Origin of the sequence: Candidatus Rhodoluna planktonica (assembly GCF_001854225.1) — a bacterium.
Taxonomy (GTDB): Bacteria; Actinomycetota; Actinomycetes; order Actinomycetales; family Microbacteriaceae; genus Rhodoluna; species Rhodoluna planktonica.
Genome location: NZ_CP015208.1, coordinates 69085 through 82791, shown reverse-complemented (window position 1 = coordinate 82791; position 13707 = coordinate 69085). Strand labels below are relative to the sequence as shown.

The window sequence follows — 13707 nt, the reverse complement described above, 5'->3', positions numbered from 1 at the left end:
CGTTTAGCTGGTGGCTAAACGTCTAGCGTGGAGTGATTCCAAATGCGTTTGCCAACTTCATGATTTTTTCAGCGCGACCCAAGCGGGGCAAGTCGCTGCCGTCTCGAACCACGCGACCGCGCGCTTCGAAATCTTGTAAAAAGTCGTATGCCCAGGTTACGTCTGCAGTGGTTGGGCAAATCGCTTCATTAATAACTGGTAGCTGATCGACATCAAGGCAAAGTTTTCCGGTCATGCCTAATGCAACGACGTGCTCGCTTTGCTCACGCAAAATGGCGTGTGATGAGCCAACTGTTGGTCCATCGATTGGGCCGGGCAAATTGCCAATACGGCTGGCGGTAACCAGGCGCGAACGCGGATAACTCATAGCGTAAATATCGGCTGCGGTGCCAGTGTCACGACGATAGTCGCCGCTGCCAAAAGCAAGCCTGAATGCGCCGCGGGCCGTTGCAATTTCGCGAGCATCTTCGATGCCGAGCGCCGATTCGACCAAGGCAATTACCGGCACCTCGCGACCCAGCATGTCAAATGTTTCGGTAACTTGATTGCCGGCCTCGGTCTTAGCCAGCATCACGCCGCGCAGACCTTTCACTCCGCGCAAGCCATCAACATCATCGCGCCAAAAATCAGTGGTGTAGTCGTTGATTCGCACCCAACCTTCGCCGCCGTCGTTCAGCCAGTTGATGACTTTTTCGCGAGCGGTCGACTTCAAACTTGGGTCAACGGCATCTTCAATGTCGAGAATTATTTGGTCGGCTCGCGAACGTTTTGCAACATCGAAGCGCTCTTCGTGCATGCCGTTGACCAGCAACCAGGACCTAGAAATATCGGCGGCAACAGCCATCAGAACTCCAAACAAATCAGCATTGACTTGGTTTTAGCCTAGCGGTCTATCAGTCTTCAAATGGGTCTGCGATGCCAACATAAACCGTTTCGAGATACTCTTCGATACCCTCGACGCCACCTTCGCGACCAAGCCCCGATGCCTTTACTCCGCCAAATGGCGCAGCTGGGTTAGAAACGATTCCGGTGTTTAGGCCAAACATGCCAACCTCTAGTCGCTCACCTAAGCGCAACCCTCTATTTAGGTCTTTGGTGAAAGCATAAGCAACCAAACCATATTCGGTATTGTTTGCCAAAGAGATTGCCTCATCCTCGGTTTTGAAAGTCACAATTGGGGCGACCGGACCAAATATTTCCTCACTCAAAATGCGAGCATCTTTTGGCACCGAAGCCAAAACGGTGGGCGGATAGAAGAAGCCATCGCCAGTCGGTATCGAGCCACCGGTAAGAAGGCGGGCGCCCTTGCTAACCGCATCTTCAACAAGTTCGTGAATTGAATCACGGCTCTTAGCGTCGATGATTGGGCCAATGTTTGCACCATCTTCGGTGCCGCGGGCAACCTTGAGTGCAGCCATGCGGTCGGCCAACTTACGAGAAAATTCGTCCGCCACAGACTCGTGCACAATCATGCGGTTAGCTGCAGTGCAGGCTTCGCCCATGTTCCTAAGTTTCGCCAAAATCGCGCCATCAACTGCCTTATCTAGATTGGCGTCTGCAAACACGATGAAAGGTGCGTTTCCACCAAGCTCCATCGAAACCCGCAAAACTTGCTCAGCTGAATCGGCAATCAAACGGCGACCAACGCCGGTTGAGCCGGTGAAAGAAAGCTTGCGCAAACGAGAATCTTTAATAATCGGCCCAGTAACTGCACCAGATCGTTCAGTCTGAATAACATTGAGCACACCTTTAGGGAGGCCAACCTCTTCTAATACCTTGGCAAGCAGCAAAGTAGTAAGCGGAGTGAGCGCTGCTGGCTTGATGATCATGGTGCAACCGGCGGCAATTGCGGCACCAATTTTGCGAGTCGCCATAGCCAGTGGAAAATTCCATGGAGTAATGAAAAGAGAAGGCCCAACCGGACGTTTGTTAACCATGATGCGCATCTTGCCGTCTGGGGCAGGTGAGTAACGACCGGTTACGTGCGCAGTTTGCTCACTGAACCAGCGCAAAAACTCGGCGCCGTAAGCTACCTCGCCACGGGCCTCGGCAACAGGCTTACCCATTTCAAGCGACATTAGCAGCGCGAAGTCGTCAGCCATCTCGGTGACTTTTTCAAAGGCCCGGCGAAGAATCTCGGCGCGAACTCGAGGGGCGGTGCGACCCCAAGCTTCTTGGTGCTGATGAGCAGATGTCAATGCAGCATCGCCGTCAGCAACGGCGGCACTGGCAACTTCTGCCAAAACCAAACCGGTTGCCGGGTCGATTACCGGGAAAGTAGAGCCATCGGCACTGGCACGCCATTCGCCCGCCACATAAATCTGCTTGGGAACTAGATTTAGTACTCGTTCTTCATCTTGTCTGCTGATACTCATAGTGTCTTCTCCAAAATTGCGACCACCTCGGCGGCAGTGGGCTGAACCGGGTTGTTTAGGGTCACGGCATCTTCGATGGCCGCTGCGGCGAGGGCCGGCAAATCAGCTTCGGTGATTCCATAGTCGCTGAGTTTGCCTTTTAGACCGGTAAGTTCAACCAGCTGAGCAACCTTGGCGATTGCTGCCTCGGCATTTGCGCTGTCATTTTTAGTTGTGTCACCGACACCGAGAGCAAAAGCCAGGCGAGCGATGCGCTGGGTACGATGCGGCAGGTTGAAGCGAAGCACTTCTTCAAACACCAAGCAAAGGGCCACACCGTGAGCGATATTGAATTGACCACCGAGTGCGTGACCGATGCCGTGCACTAAACCCAAGCCGGTGTGAGAGAAGCCGACCCCGGCAATGTGCGATGCCAGCAACATTTGCGAACGGGCTTCAATGTCGCCGCCGTTGGTTACTGCGGTAACCACGTTTTGCGAAACCATTTCAACAACCTGAAGTGCGATGCCGTCACTGTAAGGGTTTGAGCGAATCGAGATGTAGCTTTCAATCGCGTGGGTTAGCGCATCCATGCCGGTTGCTGCGGTTGGTTTTGGCGGCAATCCCACAGTCAGCTCAGGGTCAAGAATTGCACCCTTGGCAAGCGCACTCGAGTGACCGACATAGAAGCGGCGGTGAGTGTTCGCATCGGTGATTACACCGAAGGCGTTAACCTCAGACCCGGTTCCTGCGGTGGTAGGTATCGCAATAATCGGAATTCCAGGATTAGCAAATTCGGTGGTGTAGTCGAGGCCAATGCCGCGCTGTGGGTTTACCGCACCAAGCGATACGCCCTTCGCGGTATCCATTGATGAACCCCCACCGAGAGCAATGAGGATGTCACATTTTGCTGCGGCACCGGCATCTGAACCGGCATCAACACAGGCGGTAGTTGGGTTTGGCGTAACATCACCGAACGTGGAAACAGTTAAGCCGGCGGCCTCAAGGCTGGTCTTAACCCGGTCGTGAATTGGAGATGCAGCCAAGAAAGGGTCGGTGATAATCAGAGCCGATTTAGCACCTTGGGCTGCTGCCAGTTCGCCCACCTTAGCCACGGTGCCGACACCAAAGTAGGCAACCGGCTTTTGATCAAGAGTTAGTTCGTATTCAGAGAGCTTGCGAGTTTCAGTCATTTTTAGGCCTGGATTCTTAGGTTTTCACCGATTAGGTCTTCGTAAAGTTTCATCGGAGTCATTTCACCAGCGCGATCGCCGTACTGGGCTTTAGCGCGGCGGAAAATTTGCTCGACCAAGCTAGAAAGCTCTACCGGTACTCCAACCGAACGGGCCAGATCAACTTCTAGCCCTAGGTCTTTGCAGGCTAGAGCAATTGCAAAGCCTTCGTCATAGTCGCCGTGCTTCAAAACCGAAAGCACATCGTTTTCAACAAAATTAGAATTGGCCGGGCTGGCGATTAGCGACTGGCGCAGTACCTCAAGATCTACTCCGGCCTTCACTCCAATAGCCATAACCTCGGCGGTGGCAACGAGGTGCGAAAACCAAAGCTGATTGATGGCTAGTTTCACGGCATAGCCAGCACCTGCTTTACCAACGTGCAAAATCTTCTTCGAGTCGCCCATGGCCTCAAACACCGGCAAAACTTTGGCAAACTCTTCAGCTGTTCCACCGGCAAAAATTTGCAACTTGCCGTTTGCGGCGCCGACGGACATTCCGCTGACTGGCGCATCCATAATGTGAATGGTTTTACCAACCTCAGTGGTGCGGGCACGCTCTGTAACTTCAGGCACCGAGGTTGACATGTCCACCCAGTAACCACCGGCGGTCATGCCTGCAAGAATTCCGTTTTCACCCATGGCTACGAGATCAACATGCTTCGGTGTTGGCAGCATTGTGATCACAATGTCGCTGCGCTGGGCGACTTCCTTTGGTGAATTAGCCCACTCGGCGCCGTTGGCCAGCAGAGTCTCGGCGGCCTCTTTGCGAACATCGTTCACCACCAGTTTGAAACCGTTTAGTTGTAGGTTCTTGGTCATACCTGAACCCATGTTGCCGAGCCCGATAAATCCGACGGTGGTGTTGTCTTTAGTGAACATTGGTTTCTTTCTTGGGGTGATTACTTAGGTTCGTCCGAACCAAGGTTGATCCAGGTAGTTTTTAGCGCAGTGTATGAATCAAGCGCGTGCAGTGAGCGGTCGCGACCAAATCCCGAGTTTTTGAAGCCACCAAACGGCACGATGATATCGGCAACATCGAAAGTGTTTACCCAAACGGTGCCGGCGCGAACTTCGCGAACCACTTTGTGAGCGCGAGTAAGGTCTTGAGTCCAGACGCTTGCGGCTAAACCATATTCGGATGCGTTTGCTAGTTCGATGGCTTCAGCAGTGTTCTTAAATTTGGTGACTGCCAATACCGGGCCAAAAATTTCTTCCTGGCCAATTCGACCAGCGTTATCAACGTTGGTCAAAATTGTTGGCTCAACGAAATAGCCCTTTTCCAGGCCTTCAGCTGGAGTAACCCTATTGCCACCCAAGGCAAAATCGACCTTCTCATTTTTAGCTATGTCTAGATAACCGAGCACACGTTCAAGTTGGCGCTCGCTGACAATTGCGCTTATTTGTGTACTTGGGTCTAGGGTGTCACCCATCTTTAGTTGCTTGGCAACTTTAATGGTTGCTTCAATCAGACGGTCATGCACACTCTCATGCACCAAAAGTCGAGAACCGCCGTGGCAGGTTTGACCGGCGTTGTAGAAGATTCCCCAAGCAACAGCTTCGGCACAGGCATCAATATCGGCAACATCCTCGAAAACAATGTGCGGCGACTTTCCGCCAAGTTCAAGAGCAACCTGCTTGCCGTTTGTTTCACCGGCATAGGTTTGAAACATGCGACCAACTGCGGGCGAGCCGGTAAAGGTTATTTTGTCAACCAGCGGATGACGACCTAGAGCCTGACCGGCTTCGGCACCAAGACCGGTAACCACATTCAGCACACCCGCTGGCAAGCCAGCCTCAAAAGCTAGTTCAGCCAACCTCAGCGAAGCAAGGTTGGTGTTTTCAGCAGGCTTGAGCACCACCGAGTTTCCAGCGGCTAACGCAGGTGCAAGTTTCCAAGCCGAAATAATCAACGGATAGTTCCACGGCACAACAGCACCGATTACACCCAGCGGCTCTCGGGTAATCAAGGTCAGGGCAGTTCGAGGTGCCGGGGCAACCTCGTCGTATATTTTGTCTAGTGCTTCGGCATACCAGCGGAAACTTCTAGCGGCCGAAGGCACATCCACGTTCATGGCATCGCCAATTGGGTGGCCGGTTTCGATTGACTCGAGCAGTGCCAACTCTTCGCGATTAGCCAAAATTAAGTCGGAAAATTTGGTCAAGATCGCCTGTCGGTGTCTTGGATCGGTCTTTGACCAAACACCTGATTCAAAAGCTTTTGCCGCCGAGCGCGCCGCGGCATCAACATCGGCACCATCACCTCGGGCAACCGTGGTGATTACCGAACCGTCGCGCGGGGCAAGGGTGTCAAAACGCTTACCCGAAACGGCTGAAACAAACTTGCCGTCGATGAATAAGTCGGCTTTCGGGCGCAGGTTTTTAGCCCGCTCAATCCACTGTTCTGTGGTTAGCATTCAAAACTCGATTCGATTAGATGGTGAAACGTTTAACCGCGTCGAAGTCGATCTCGACTCCCAAACCGGCAGCGTCCGGCACCATTACCTGACCCTCGCGGTTGACGTTAACCGGCTTGATGAAGAAGTCGCGTCGCTCAACTGTCCAGCCAGGAGGGTCGAAAGGAAATTCGAAATATGGCCCGCCGCCGACGCCGCAAACAACATGCAGGTTAGCTAGCACACCAAGACCGTTTGTCCAGGAGTGCGGAGTGAACTGACGGTGCTTAAGGGCTGCTGCTTCTGCAACCTGGCGAGCTCGCAACATACCCACCGCCAAAACTACATCTGGCTGATAAATGTCTAATGCGTCGTTTTCGATGAGGTGGGCTAATTCGCCAATGCTACGCACCATCTCGCCTCCAGAAACCTGGATTCCAACCTCGGAACGTACCCGCTTCATGCCAGGGATATCGGCTTGAGGAAGTGGCTCTTCAACCCAAAGCACACCAAGCTCGTGAAGCTCTTTTGCCACCGAGTGCACCTTGGCCAAAGGCAAAGCTGGCTCGATGTCTCCGGACATGCGCCACATTTGGTTCATGTCGACCATAAGATCGAAATCTGCACCAACTGCTTCGCGGGCAGCACGAACGCTGGCAATACCCTCAACCAGTCGGTCTCTAGCAATACGAATCTTCATGGCCTTGAAGCCAAGTTCTTTGGCAGCTACTGCGGCATCTGCGCGAGCTGCTGGAGCTTTTAACTCACCCGAAGATGCATAAGCATCAATCTTGTTTTGGGCACCACCGAAGAGAGTTGCCACCGGAAGCCCGGCAACTTTACCGATGATGTCCCAGAGGGCAACTTCTAGTGGCCAGTAGCGCCCTCCGTGGAAGTTGATGGTTTCAATGCGCTTGACCTGGTTCAAAATTTCAAGCGGGTTGGTGCCAATAAAAAGGTGTTGGTAGGCATCAAAGCCATCCATAGTGTCACCCGAACCATAGCCGGTAACACCCTGATCTGTCTCGACAGTCACCAAAGTGGCGGTAAATTCGCGACGAGGATTCGGATCCCAGGCAGCGTTGAATGGCGGATCCAACGGCAAACGCATCCGGGTTAATTTGATGTCGGTGATTTTCAACGTTTTAGTCCTTGGCTGTGTAGTAAGGGTTGTGTGGCAACTCGCGGTTATCGAGCACATCTTTAATTGCAGGAAGCTTAAGAGCTCCGTTAGCGAGCGCGTTACGCGTTGCCTCGCGGTTGTTGCGATAAACGGCATCGGCATCATCGGCAACCGGGTTAACCCATACCGCAGTGATGATTACTGAGTTGTCTAGATCTTCGGCTTTGATGTGACCTTCAGCAACTGCGTCGGCCACACCACCGGCAACGCCGGCCTGAGCCGGACCCCAAATCATTGTTCCGTGCGAGTCGCTTGCAGGTGCAGCCTTGGTCACAAATAAAGTGAGCGGCTTTACCGGTAGCGACGGTTTTAGAACAACCACATAAGGAACGTGCCCCTGAGAGGGAGTGGCTAGAGCTGTGGCCCAAGCCACTCCCGCTGGTCCTTCACGATGTCCGAAGACGGTGTTGATGTGCGCGGCGTTTACGCCTTCGCCAACGAATGATTCGCCTATTTGCATCTTGAAGTACCTCTCAGTTTCACGTTTATTGCTTAGGTTTTGAAATTAACCCTTGATTAGACCCTTGCTGACCAAGAACTCGCGAGCGATGTCCTCTGGATCTTCACCGTCTACGTCTGCCTTAGCGTTTAGCTCCTGCATGATTTCATCGGTTAGCAAAGCGGTTAGCTTGTTGATTACCTCGGCAATCGCTGGGTAAGCGTCAAGAGTTGACTGCTTCAAAGTGAAGCCGACCTGGTAAACAGGGAAGTACTCTTTGTCGTCAGCCATAACCTTTAGGTCAAGAGCCTTGATGCGGCCGTCGGTTGCGAAAACCTCACCGAAGTTACACTCTTCACCTTTGTCGGTTACCGAGTAGATTGCACCAGTGTCTAGGGTTACGGTCTTGGCGTTGGTTAGGCCATAAGCAGCCTTCAAGCCTTCCCAACCATCTGGACGAGATGCAAACTCTGACTCAACACAGAAAGTCTGCTCGGCAGCTGGAAGTGCGGCGATGTCTGAAAGTGAGTCAATGCCCAGTTCGGCAGCCTTTTCTGAGCGGATTGCGAATGCGTAGGTGTTGTTTACGGCAGCACCGTCTAGCCAAGCAATTCCCTTAGCAGCATCTAGTTCTTTCACAGCGTCATACTGAGCCTGAACACCCTTAACTGGTGCGTCCTGCTCGTTGTATGCCAACCATGAAGTTCCGGTGTACTCCCAGTAACCCATGAATTCGTCTGACTCTAGTGCGGTGCGCACGTTAGCCGAACCAACGATGGTCTGATACGTGGTGTCAGCGCCGTTCTCGTTTAGCAACAAGCTGACCATGTTACCTAGGATGTACTGCTCAGAAAAGTCCTTTGCACCCACAACACCAGTTAGTCCGGTAAGCGGCATTGCTTCTTCGGTTGGCTCTTCTGCAGCAGGAGCACATCCTGCCAATGCAAGGCTTGCGACAAGTGATGCCGAAACCATTACAGCCTTAAGACTGCTCTTCATTACTGCTCCTTATATTTAGGTGATTAGTTTGAGTTCGTTTGAACTCATACCCCTTTAGGTTTCAGCAGGTCTTCAATCAGGCCGGCAAGCCAGTCCATCATTAGGGCGATGCATGAAACCACAACTGCACCGGTGAGTGTTACGGCTTCGCGGGAGAGCTTTAGGCCCACCACCAAAACCTCCCCCAAACCACCGGCATTGATGAATGTGGCAATTGTTGCCACACCAACACTGAAAACAAGAGTTGTTCTAAAGCCGGCCAAAATAACTGGCACCGCCAAAGGCAACTCGATCTTGCGCAAAATTTGACCACCGGTCATGCCCATTCCTCGAGCCGACTCGATGATTGATGGGTTGATTTGCGAGATACCCACCATCGTGTTTCGAATCACAGGCAAGAGTCCATAGAAAACCAAAGCAATGATTGCGGTTCCCCACCCAATGCCAATTACCAACGCCAGCAAGATAATCACGCCGACTGCTGGGGTGGCCTGTCCGATGTTTCCGAAACCAATCACAATGTTTCGAATGACTCTGTTGTCTGAACGACTGGCAAGTATGCCGGCTGGAATTGCTATCGCCGCCACCAGCAACGCTGCCGAAATTGACAGGCGAATATGCTCGTCAACTCGAGCCAAGATGTACTCCCAGTTCAGAGCAAAAGCCTCAATCGCATCAGGTTCGCCACGAAGATAAAGGAAAACCAACAGCGCACCTAAGGCCGCAACTACCAAAAGTGGAGTGCCGAATCTTTTAGCAGTGAAGTACTTCCCTTCACGGCTTGAGGGTTGGCTATAAGACGTCGAGACGTCTGACGCAGCTTGAATGCTCATCTTTACTTCCCAGCTGCCTTTAGGTTTGGCACCTCTGCACCCAATGCGTTGGCGATTTCGGCAACCGAAATCGAACCCACGGTTTTGCCGTTTGCATCGGTAACTGCAACTGGCGAGCCACCATTTAGCACGATGTGGTCTAGTGCCTCGCGCAAGTTTTCATCAATGCCTACGCTGAGGTGAGAATTTGAAACTGCAGCACCCAACTTGGCCTGGTTTACCGGCAGCAGTGCAAGTCGCTTAATTGCTGCCGCTTCACCGATAAATGAGCTGACATAGTCGTTTGCGGGGCTGGCCAAAATGTTAGCTGGGGTGTCGAATTGAGCAATTTGCGAACGCTCGCTAAGAACCGCAATTCGATCGCCTAGTTTTATTGCTTCATCAAAGTCGTGAGTAACGAAGACGATAGTTTTGCCGATTGTTGCCTGCAGCTTTAAGAATTCGTCTTGCAGTTTTTCACGGGTGATTGGGTCGGTAGCACCGAATGGCTCATCCATGAGCATTACCGGAGGGTCGGCGGCCAACGCACGAGCTACCCCGACACGCTGCTGTTGTCCGCCCGAAAGTTGCTTTGGGTAGCGTTTAGCAAATTTTGCCGGGTCCAGTTCAACCAGAGCAAGCAGCTCTTCTACTCGAGACTTGATTTTTGTCTTGTCCCAGCCCAGCAGGTTTGGCACAACCGCAACGTTTTCTTCAATAGTCATGTGGGGAAACAAACCAATTTGCTGAATTACGTAACCGATGCGGCGACGCAACGTGTTTTGGTTGAGCGACAAAACATCTTCGCCATCAATCAAAATTGAACCCGAGGTTGGTTCGATGATGCGGTTGATCATCTTCATGGTGGTGGTCTTACCGCAGCCTGAAGGGCCAACCAACATAATTAACTCACCCGGGTTGATGCTCATCGAGAAGTTTTCAACGGCTGCTACCGGCTGATTTGGGTAGGTCTTGGTGACATTGATGAGTTCAATACTGGCGCCGGTGGTGTTTGTATTAGGCACGGATACCCCTTGATGTAGTTAGTCGATTGACAATGATGAAAAGCGCGTCAAAAAGCAGGGCGATCAAAATAATTACCAAAGTGCCGGTTAGAGCGAAGTTGAGCGCATTCGCGGCACCAAGCATTGAAAGACCCTTGAAGATGTATGCCCCCATACCTGGACCGGCAACATAAGCCGCAATTGCTGCAATACCGACAGCGAGCTGAGCAGCAACTCGCAGACCGGTAAGAATTACTGGCCAAGCAATAGGGAACTGAATGGTCATCAAAATTCGGAAGTCACTCATGCCCATGCCGCGAGCAGATTCAACAACTGCAGGATCGACCTCGCGTAGACCAACCACAGTGTTTCGAACAATTGGCAGCAACGAGTAAATGCTGAGGGCAAAAACTGTTGGCAGCCAACCCAAGCCCATGATAGGAATCAAGATGGTGAGCAGGGCCATCGATGGAATGGTCAAAATGACACCCGCAGTTGCGATAGAGGCTGAGCGGGCAACTGGTTTATTCCAAACAAATAGGCCAACAGCAACACCAATTGCCGAGGCAATTGCCAGCGAGATAAGAACAACCACAACGTGCTCAACTGACAGCTCGACAATTTCGTCAAGTTTCTTAATCCAGAAAGGTATGACTAAACCGAGGTCATAATCCATTTCTGCCCTCCTCTGTGAGCAACTCGCATAGGTCTCAAAAGTAAATTTTTGTTGCGTATGTCGCAACGAGAGTTGCTAGTATGTCAACAAAATCTAATAACAATCAGATAAAGGACGCGGCCGATGGTAACTTCAACGAACAAACAACGATTGAATTCATCGGGTTTGCGCCGCGATTTAGAGGTACTAGAGGCGTTATCAACACCTGAGGCCTTGGCCAATCAGGGCCTTGGGGTGACCCGCGTATCAGAAATGACTGGGCGCGATAAGGGGCAAATTTCAAGAACCTTGGCCACTCTGGCCGAAGCTGGATTTGTGCAGCGCGAGCGAAACGGCTCTAAATATCAACTTGGTTTTCAGCTTTATGCTTTAGCTTCAAGAACAGCCGAGGCGCGCCTAGTTCAAGAAAGTGGGCGTTTCTTGCGCAAAGTGGTGAACCTAACCCACGAGACCACCCACCTTGTAGTTTTGCGAGGCGGCAACGCACTCACCCTGAAAAGCGAAATGTCTAACCACGCCTTTCGGGGTGTGGGCTGGGAAGGTGTGAGCGTGGCAGCGCTGCGGACATCCTCGGGTCGCGCACTGATTAGCGACTGGTCAAATGAAGAGTTGGCCGAATGGTACGCAGAGCATTCGAAAGACAGCTTGATCATTCAGCCGGTTATTGGCAGCCCGCTGGCAAATGGCCTACCTCCGGCATCGCAGTCGCAAACAAGATCAAAAATTAACTCGCTGGAAGATCTTTATCGTGAAGCAGAGGTGATTCGAAATCAGGGCTACGCAACCGTGGATGAAGAATTTGAACTGGGACTAGTAGGTGCGTCGGCGCCCATCCGCGATGATTCAAATCGAATAATTGGCGCAATAAACGTGAGTGCGCCCAAAACCAGAATCGGCCAGCACCTAGATCAGGTTGGCGAAATTGTTGCTCGAATCGCTCTCGAGTTTTCGCTTTATCTGGGTTCATCCAAGATTAGAGCCTGATGCTTTTGCCCTTAACTTGGGTAACCGCAGAGCCAAGGGCCACCAAAAAAGCACCGATTGGCAAGTTCCAGCTAAAAGGTTCATTAAGCACCAGCCAGCCGATAATCAGGGAAACCAAAAGAGTCGGATAACTTGCAGAGCTGGCGATTGCGCTGCCCGCTCGATCGATTACCTGCAGGTTCCAGATGTAGGCCAAACCACTGCCGACAACACCCATAATCACCATTGCGGCAATGATTTCAAAAGTGAAATTCGCCCTGATTAACTCACCCGAAAGCAGGTATGCCGGAAGCAGCGTGAATGTCGCGAAGGTAACCTGCCAGGTCGCCAGCAATTCTGATCGAACCCCGCTGCCGACCAGGTGCCGGTGTGAATAGGGTATGGCAATTCCGTAGCAGAGGATGGCGGCTACCACGGCAGCGACCCCCAACGGATCATTGGCGCCTAGGTCGCCGTTTTGGATGCCAAGAGCCCAAAGTGCGCCTACCAAACCAATCAAAATTCCGGAAACTTGACGAACTGTGGGGCGCTCTTCTCGAAAGGCAGCAAGCATGACCAGCAAGGTTGCGATTGGAGTGGCCGTATTAATGATGCTGGCCACCACGGTTGAAACCAGCTCCTGGGCGAAAGCGAAAAGCGTGCCCGGCAAAGCGTTCATCAGCAGCGAGACAAATAGTACGTGCAAATATTGGGCACGAGTGAGCGTTTTTGTTCCCGATCGAATCAAGGTCAGGGTCCACAACGTGATGGCGCCAAGAAGGCAGCGCCAAAATGTTACCCCGGCCGGGGGCAGCGCAATCAAACCCATTTCGATAAATAGAAAAGAGGCTCCCCAAATGATGCCTAGGCCAACATACTGCGGTAGCCAACTTTGCTTTTTCATCAAACGCCTAATCGATTCACAACTTTGCTAAGCCCAACCTATTGAAGTTGGGTTCATAACGTGATGAAAACTTAAAAAGTTTGGCGAAATGTCAAAACTAGCCAAGCACCTGAAAAGCTCGCTTGACCGGGTATTCGAGATACTCGGCAGCAAAGGCTAATCTGCCATCACGCCAGGCAAAATCACGGGCCACCTTCGCCAATGAGGCCCAAAAGAAAATGTTGAGCAAGTCAACACTTATGTGTGTCATCGAATCACCCGGAAAGGCTTTGCCCAGCATGCGACGCAACAGGGTTGGGATATCGCTTACGCCAAATCGGTGCAGCGCGCTGCGGACCTGAAACTCGAGTTCACGTGCGCGACGCGGATTCCAGATTAGGTTGCCGCCAGCGGCATCGCTCATTCGGCCAAACTCGTCAGTTGGCAAATGCAGCAATATGTGAGCAACCTGCGCGTGACGGGTGTGTGCTTGATCGAGTTGATCCCAAATCGTTTCAAAGGCCGTTAGCTCGTAACCACACTTGCGCAAATCGAGCACGTCGGGGTAGTAACTAAACCGATAAAACGGGATGTGCCCAACTTTGACTTGGCCGTCTTCAACCAAAACTGTGGTTTGCTCGGCCGAGCCACCCCAATTGGTTACAGCTTCGTCGGCATCGCCGACACCAGCCCAGTCATTGTTTTTCACCGCTTAAGGTTAAAGGTTTGGAACGTTCCAATAAAACCCCTATCCTAGGGTTACGACT

At 52.1% G+C, this 13707-nt stretch carries 14 protein-coding genes; 1 reads left to right on the top strand and 13 read right to left on the bottom strand.

Going from position 1 to position 13707, the window contains the following annotated elements:
- Nucleotides 1–22 precede the first annotated feature (22 nt).
- From A4Z71_RS00390 to A4Z71_RS00340, 11 genes are read right to left on the bottom strand one after another with little or no spacing between them, the layout of a single operon-like run.
- Entirely contained in the window at nt 23–844 is an 822-nt protein-coding gene (locus tag A4Z71_RS00390; protein WP_070954035.1) for an HpcH/HpaI aldolase/citrate lyase family protein, read from the bottom strand.
- A 49-nt stretch (nt 845–893) separates the two neighbouring features.
- Nucleotides 894–2375 (bottom strand): NAD-dependent succinate-semialdehyde dehydrogenase, encoded by a 1482-nt coding sequence (locus tag A4Z71_RS00385; protein WP_070954034.1) that lies wholly within the window; start codon nt 2373–2375, stop codon nt 894–896.
- Entirely contained in the window at nt 2372–3547 is a 1176-nt protein-coding gene (locus A4Z71_RS00380) for an iron-containing alcohol dehydrogenase (protein ID WP_070954033.1), read from the bottom strand. The genes A4Z71_RS00385 and A4Z71_RS00380 overlap by 4 nt, the downstream gene beginning before the upstream one ends.
- A gap of 2 nt (nt 3548–3549) precedes the next feature.
- The gene (locus tag A4Z71_RS00375; RefSeq protein WP_070954032.1) at nt 3550–4467 is read right to left on the bottom strand and encodes an NAD(P)-dependent oxidoreductase; all 918 of its coding nucleotides are present in this window, start codon (nt 4465–4467) and stop codon (nt 3550–3552) included.
- Nucleotides 4468–4487: 20 nt separating this feature from the next.
- The gene (locus A4Z71_RS00370) at nt 4488–6002 is read right to left on the bottom strand and encodes an aldehyde dehydrogenase (RefSeq protein WP_070954031.1); all 1515 of its coding nucleotides are present in this window, start codon (nt 6000–6002) and stop codon (nt 4488–4490) included.
- Nucleotides 6003–6018: 16 nt separating this feature from the next.
- Nucleotides 6019–7092: a mandelate racemase/muconate lactonizing enzyme family protein gene (locus tag A4Z71_RS00365; RefSeq protein ID WP_236858535.1), complete on the bottom strand. Its 1074-nt coding sequence runs from the start codon at nt 7090–7092 to the stop codon at nt 6019–6021.
- A 34-nt stretch (nt 7093–7126) separates the two neighbouring features.
- Nucleotides 7127–7624, bottom strand: a complete 498-nt coding sequence (gene fae, locus A4Z71_RS00360) for a formaldehyde-activating enzyme (protein ID WP_070954029.1) — start codon at nt 7622–7624, stop codon at nt 7127–7129.
- 45 nt (nt 7625–7669) lie between these two features.
- On the bottom strand, nt 7670–8602 hold the full coding sequence (locus tag A4Z71_RS00355) for a glycine betaine ABC transporter substrate-binding protein (protein ID WP_070954028.1): 933 nt from the start codon (nt 8600–8602) through the stop codon (nt 7670–7672).
- A 44-nt stretch (nt 8603–8646) separates the two neighbouring features.
- Nucleotides 8647–9435 (bottom strand): ABC transporter permease, encoded by a 789-nt coding sequence (locus A4Z71_RS00350; protein ID WP_070954027.1) that lies wholly within the window; start codon nt 9433–9435, stop codon nt 8647–8649.
- Between the two features lie 2 nt (nt 9436–9437).
- Complete coding sequence (locus A4Z71_RS00345; RefSeq protein WP_070954026.1) at nt 9438–10439, bottom strand: ABC transporter ATP-binding protein; 1002 nt, start codon at nt 10437–10439, stop codon at nt 9438–9440.
- The gene (locus A4Z71_RS00340; RefSeq protein WP_084028351.1) at nt 10432–11094 is read right to left on the bottom strand and encodes an ABC transporter permease; all 663 of its coding nucleotides are present in this window, start codon (nt 11092–11094) and stop codon (nt 10432–10434) included. Before A4Z71_RS00340 ends, A4Z71_RS00345 begins: the two co-directional genes overlap by 8 nt.
- A 123-nt stretch (nt 11095–11217) precedes the next feature.
- On the opposite strand from A4Z71_RS00340, the gene A4Z71_RS00335 reads away from it, so the two are divergent.
- Nucleotides 11218–12078 (top strand): IclR family transcriptional regulator, encoded by an 861-nt coding sequence (locus A4Z71_RS00335; RefSeq protein WP_070954025.1) that lies wholly within the window; start codon nt 11218–11220, stop codon nt 12076–12078.
- On the opposite strand, the gene A4Z71_RS00330 is transcribed toward A4Z71_RS00335, so the two are convergent.
- Both A4Z71_RS00330 and A4Z71_RS00325 read right to left on the bottom strand, forming a co-directional pair.
- Nucleotides 12068–12961, bottom strand: a complete 894-nt coding sequence (locus A4Z71_RS00330; protein ID WP_070954024.1) for a DMT family transporter — start codon at nt 12959–12961, stop codon at nt 12068–12070. The two genes, A4Z71_RS00335 and A4Z71_RS00330, sit on opposite strands and share 11 nt — an antisense overlap.
- Before the next feature lie 97 nt (nt 12962–13058).
- Nucleotides 13059–13649: a hypothetical protein gene (locus A4Z71_RS00325; RefSeq protein WP_070954023.1), complete on the bottom strand. Its 591-nt coding sequence runs from the start codon at nt 13647–13649 to the stop codon at nt 13059–13061.
- Nucleotides 13650–13707 lie beyond the last annotated feature (58 nt).

Bases quoted from the DNA above. Each gene is read 5' to 3' on its own strand.
- fae (WP_070954029.1), bottom strand. From the start codon at position 7,624: ATGCAAATAGGCGAATCATTCGTTGGCGAAGGCGTAAACGCCGCGCAC.
- A4Z71_RS00370 (WP_070954031.1), bottom strand. From the start codon at position 6,002: ATGCTAACCACAGAACAGTGGATTGAGCGGGCTAAAAACCTGCGCCCG.
- A4Z71_RS00375 (WP_070954032.1), bottom strand. From the start codon at position 4,467: ATGTTCACTAAAGACAACACCACCGTCGGATTTATCGGGCTCGGCAAC.
- A4Z71_RS00330 (WP_070954024.1), bottom strand. From the start codon at position 12,961: ATGAAAAAGCAAAGTTGGCTACCGCAGTATGTTGGCCTAGGCATCATT.
- A4Z71_RS00380 (WP_070954033.1), bottom strand. From the start codon at position 3,547: ATGACTGAAACTCGCAAGCTCTCTGAATACGAACTAACTCTTGATCAA.
- A4Z71_RS00355 (WP_070954028.1), bottom strand. From the start codon at position 8,602: ATGAAGAGCAGTCTTAAGGCTGTAATGGTTTCGGCATCACTTGTCGCA.
- A4Z71_RS00335 (WP_070954025.1), top strand. From the start codon at position 11,218: ATGGTAACTTCAACGAACAAACAACGATTGAATTCATCGGGTTTGCGC.
- A4Z71_RS00365 (WP_236858535.1), bottom strand. From the start codon at position 7,092: ATGCGTTTGCCGTTGGATCCGCCATTCAACGCTGCCTGGGATCCGAAT.
- A4Z71_RS00350 (WP_070954027.1), bottom strand. From the start codon at position 9,435: ATGAGCATTCAAGCTGCGTCAGACGTCTCGACGTCTTATAGCCAACCC.
- A4Z71_RS00340 (WP_084028351.1), bottom strand. From the start codon at position 11,094: ATGGATTATGACCTCGGTTTAGTCATACCTTTCTGGATTAAGAAACTT.
- A4Z71_RS00390 (WP_070954035.1), bottom strand. From the start codon at position 844: ATGGCTGTTGCCGCCGATATTTCTAGGTCCTGGTTGCTGGTCAACGGC.
- A4Z71_RS00385 (WP_070954034.1), bottom strand. From the start codon at position 2,375: ATGAGTATCAGCAGACAAGATGAAGAACGAGTACTAAATCTAGTTCCC.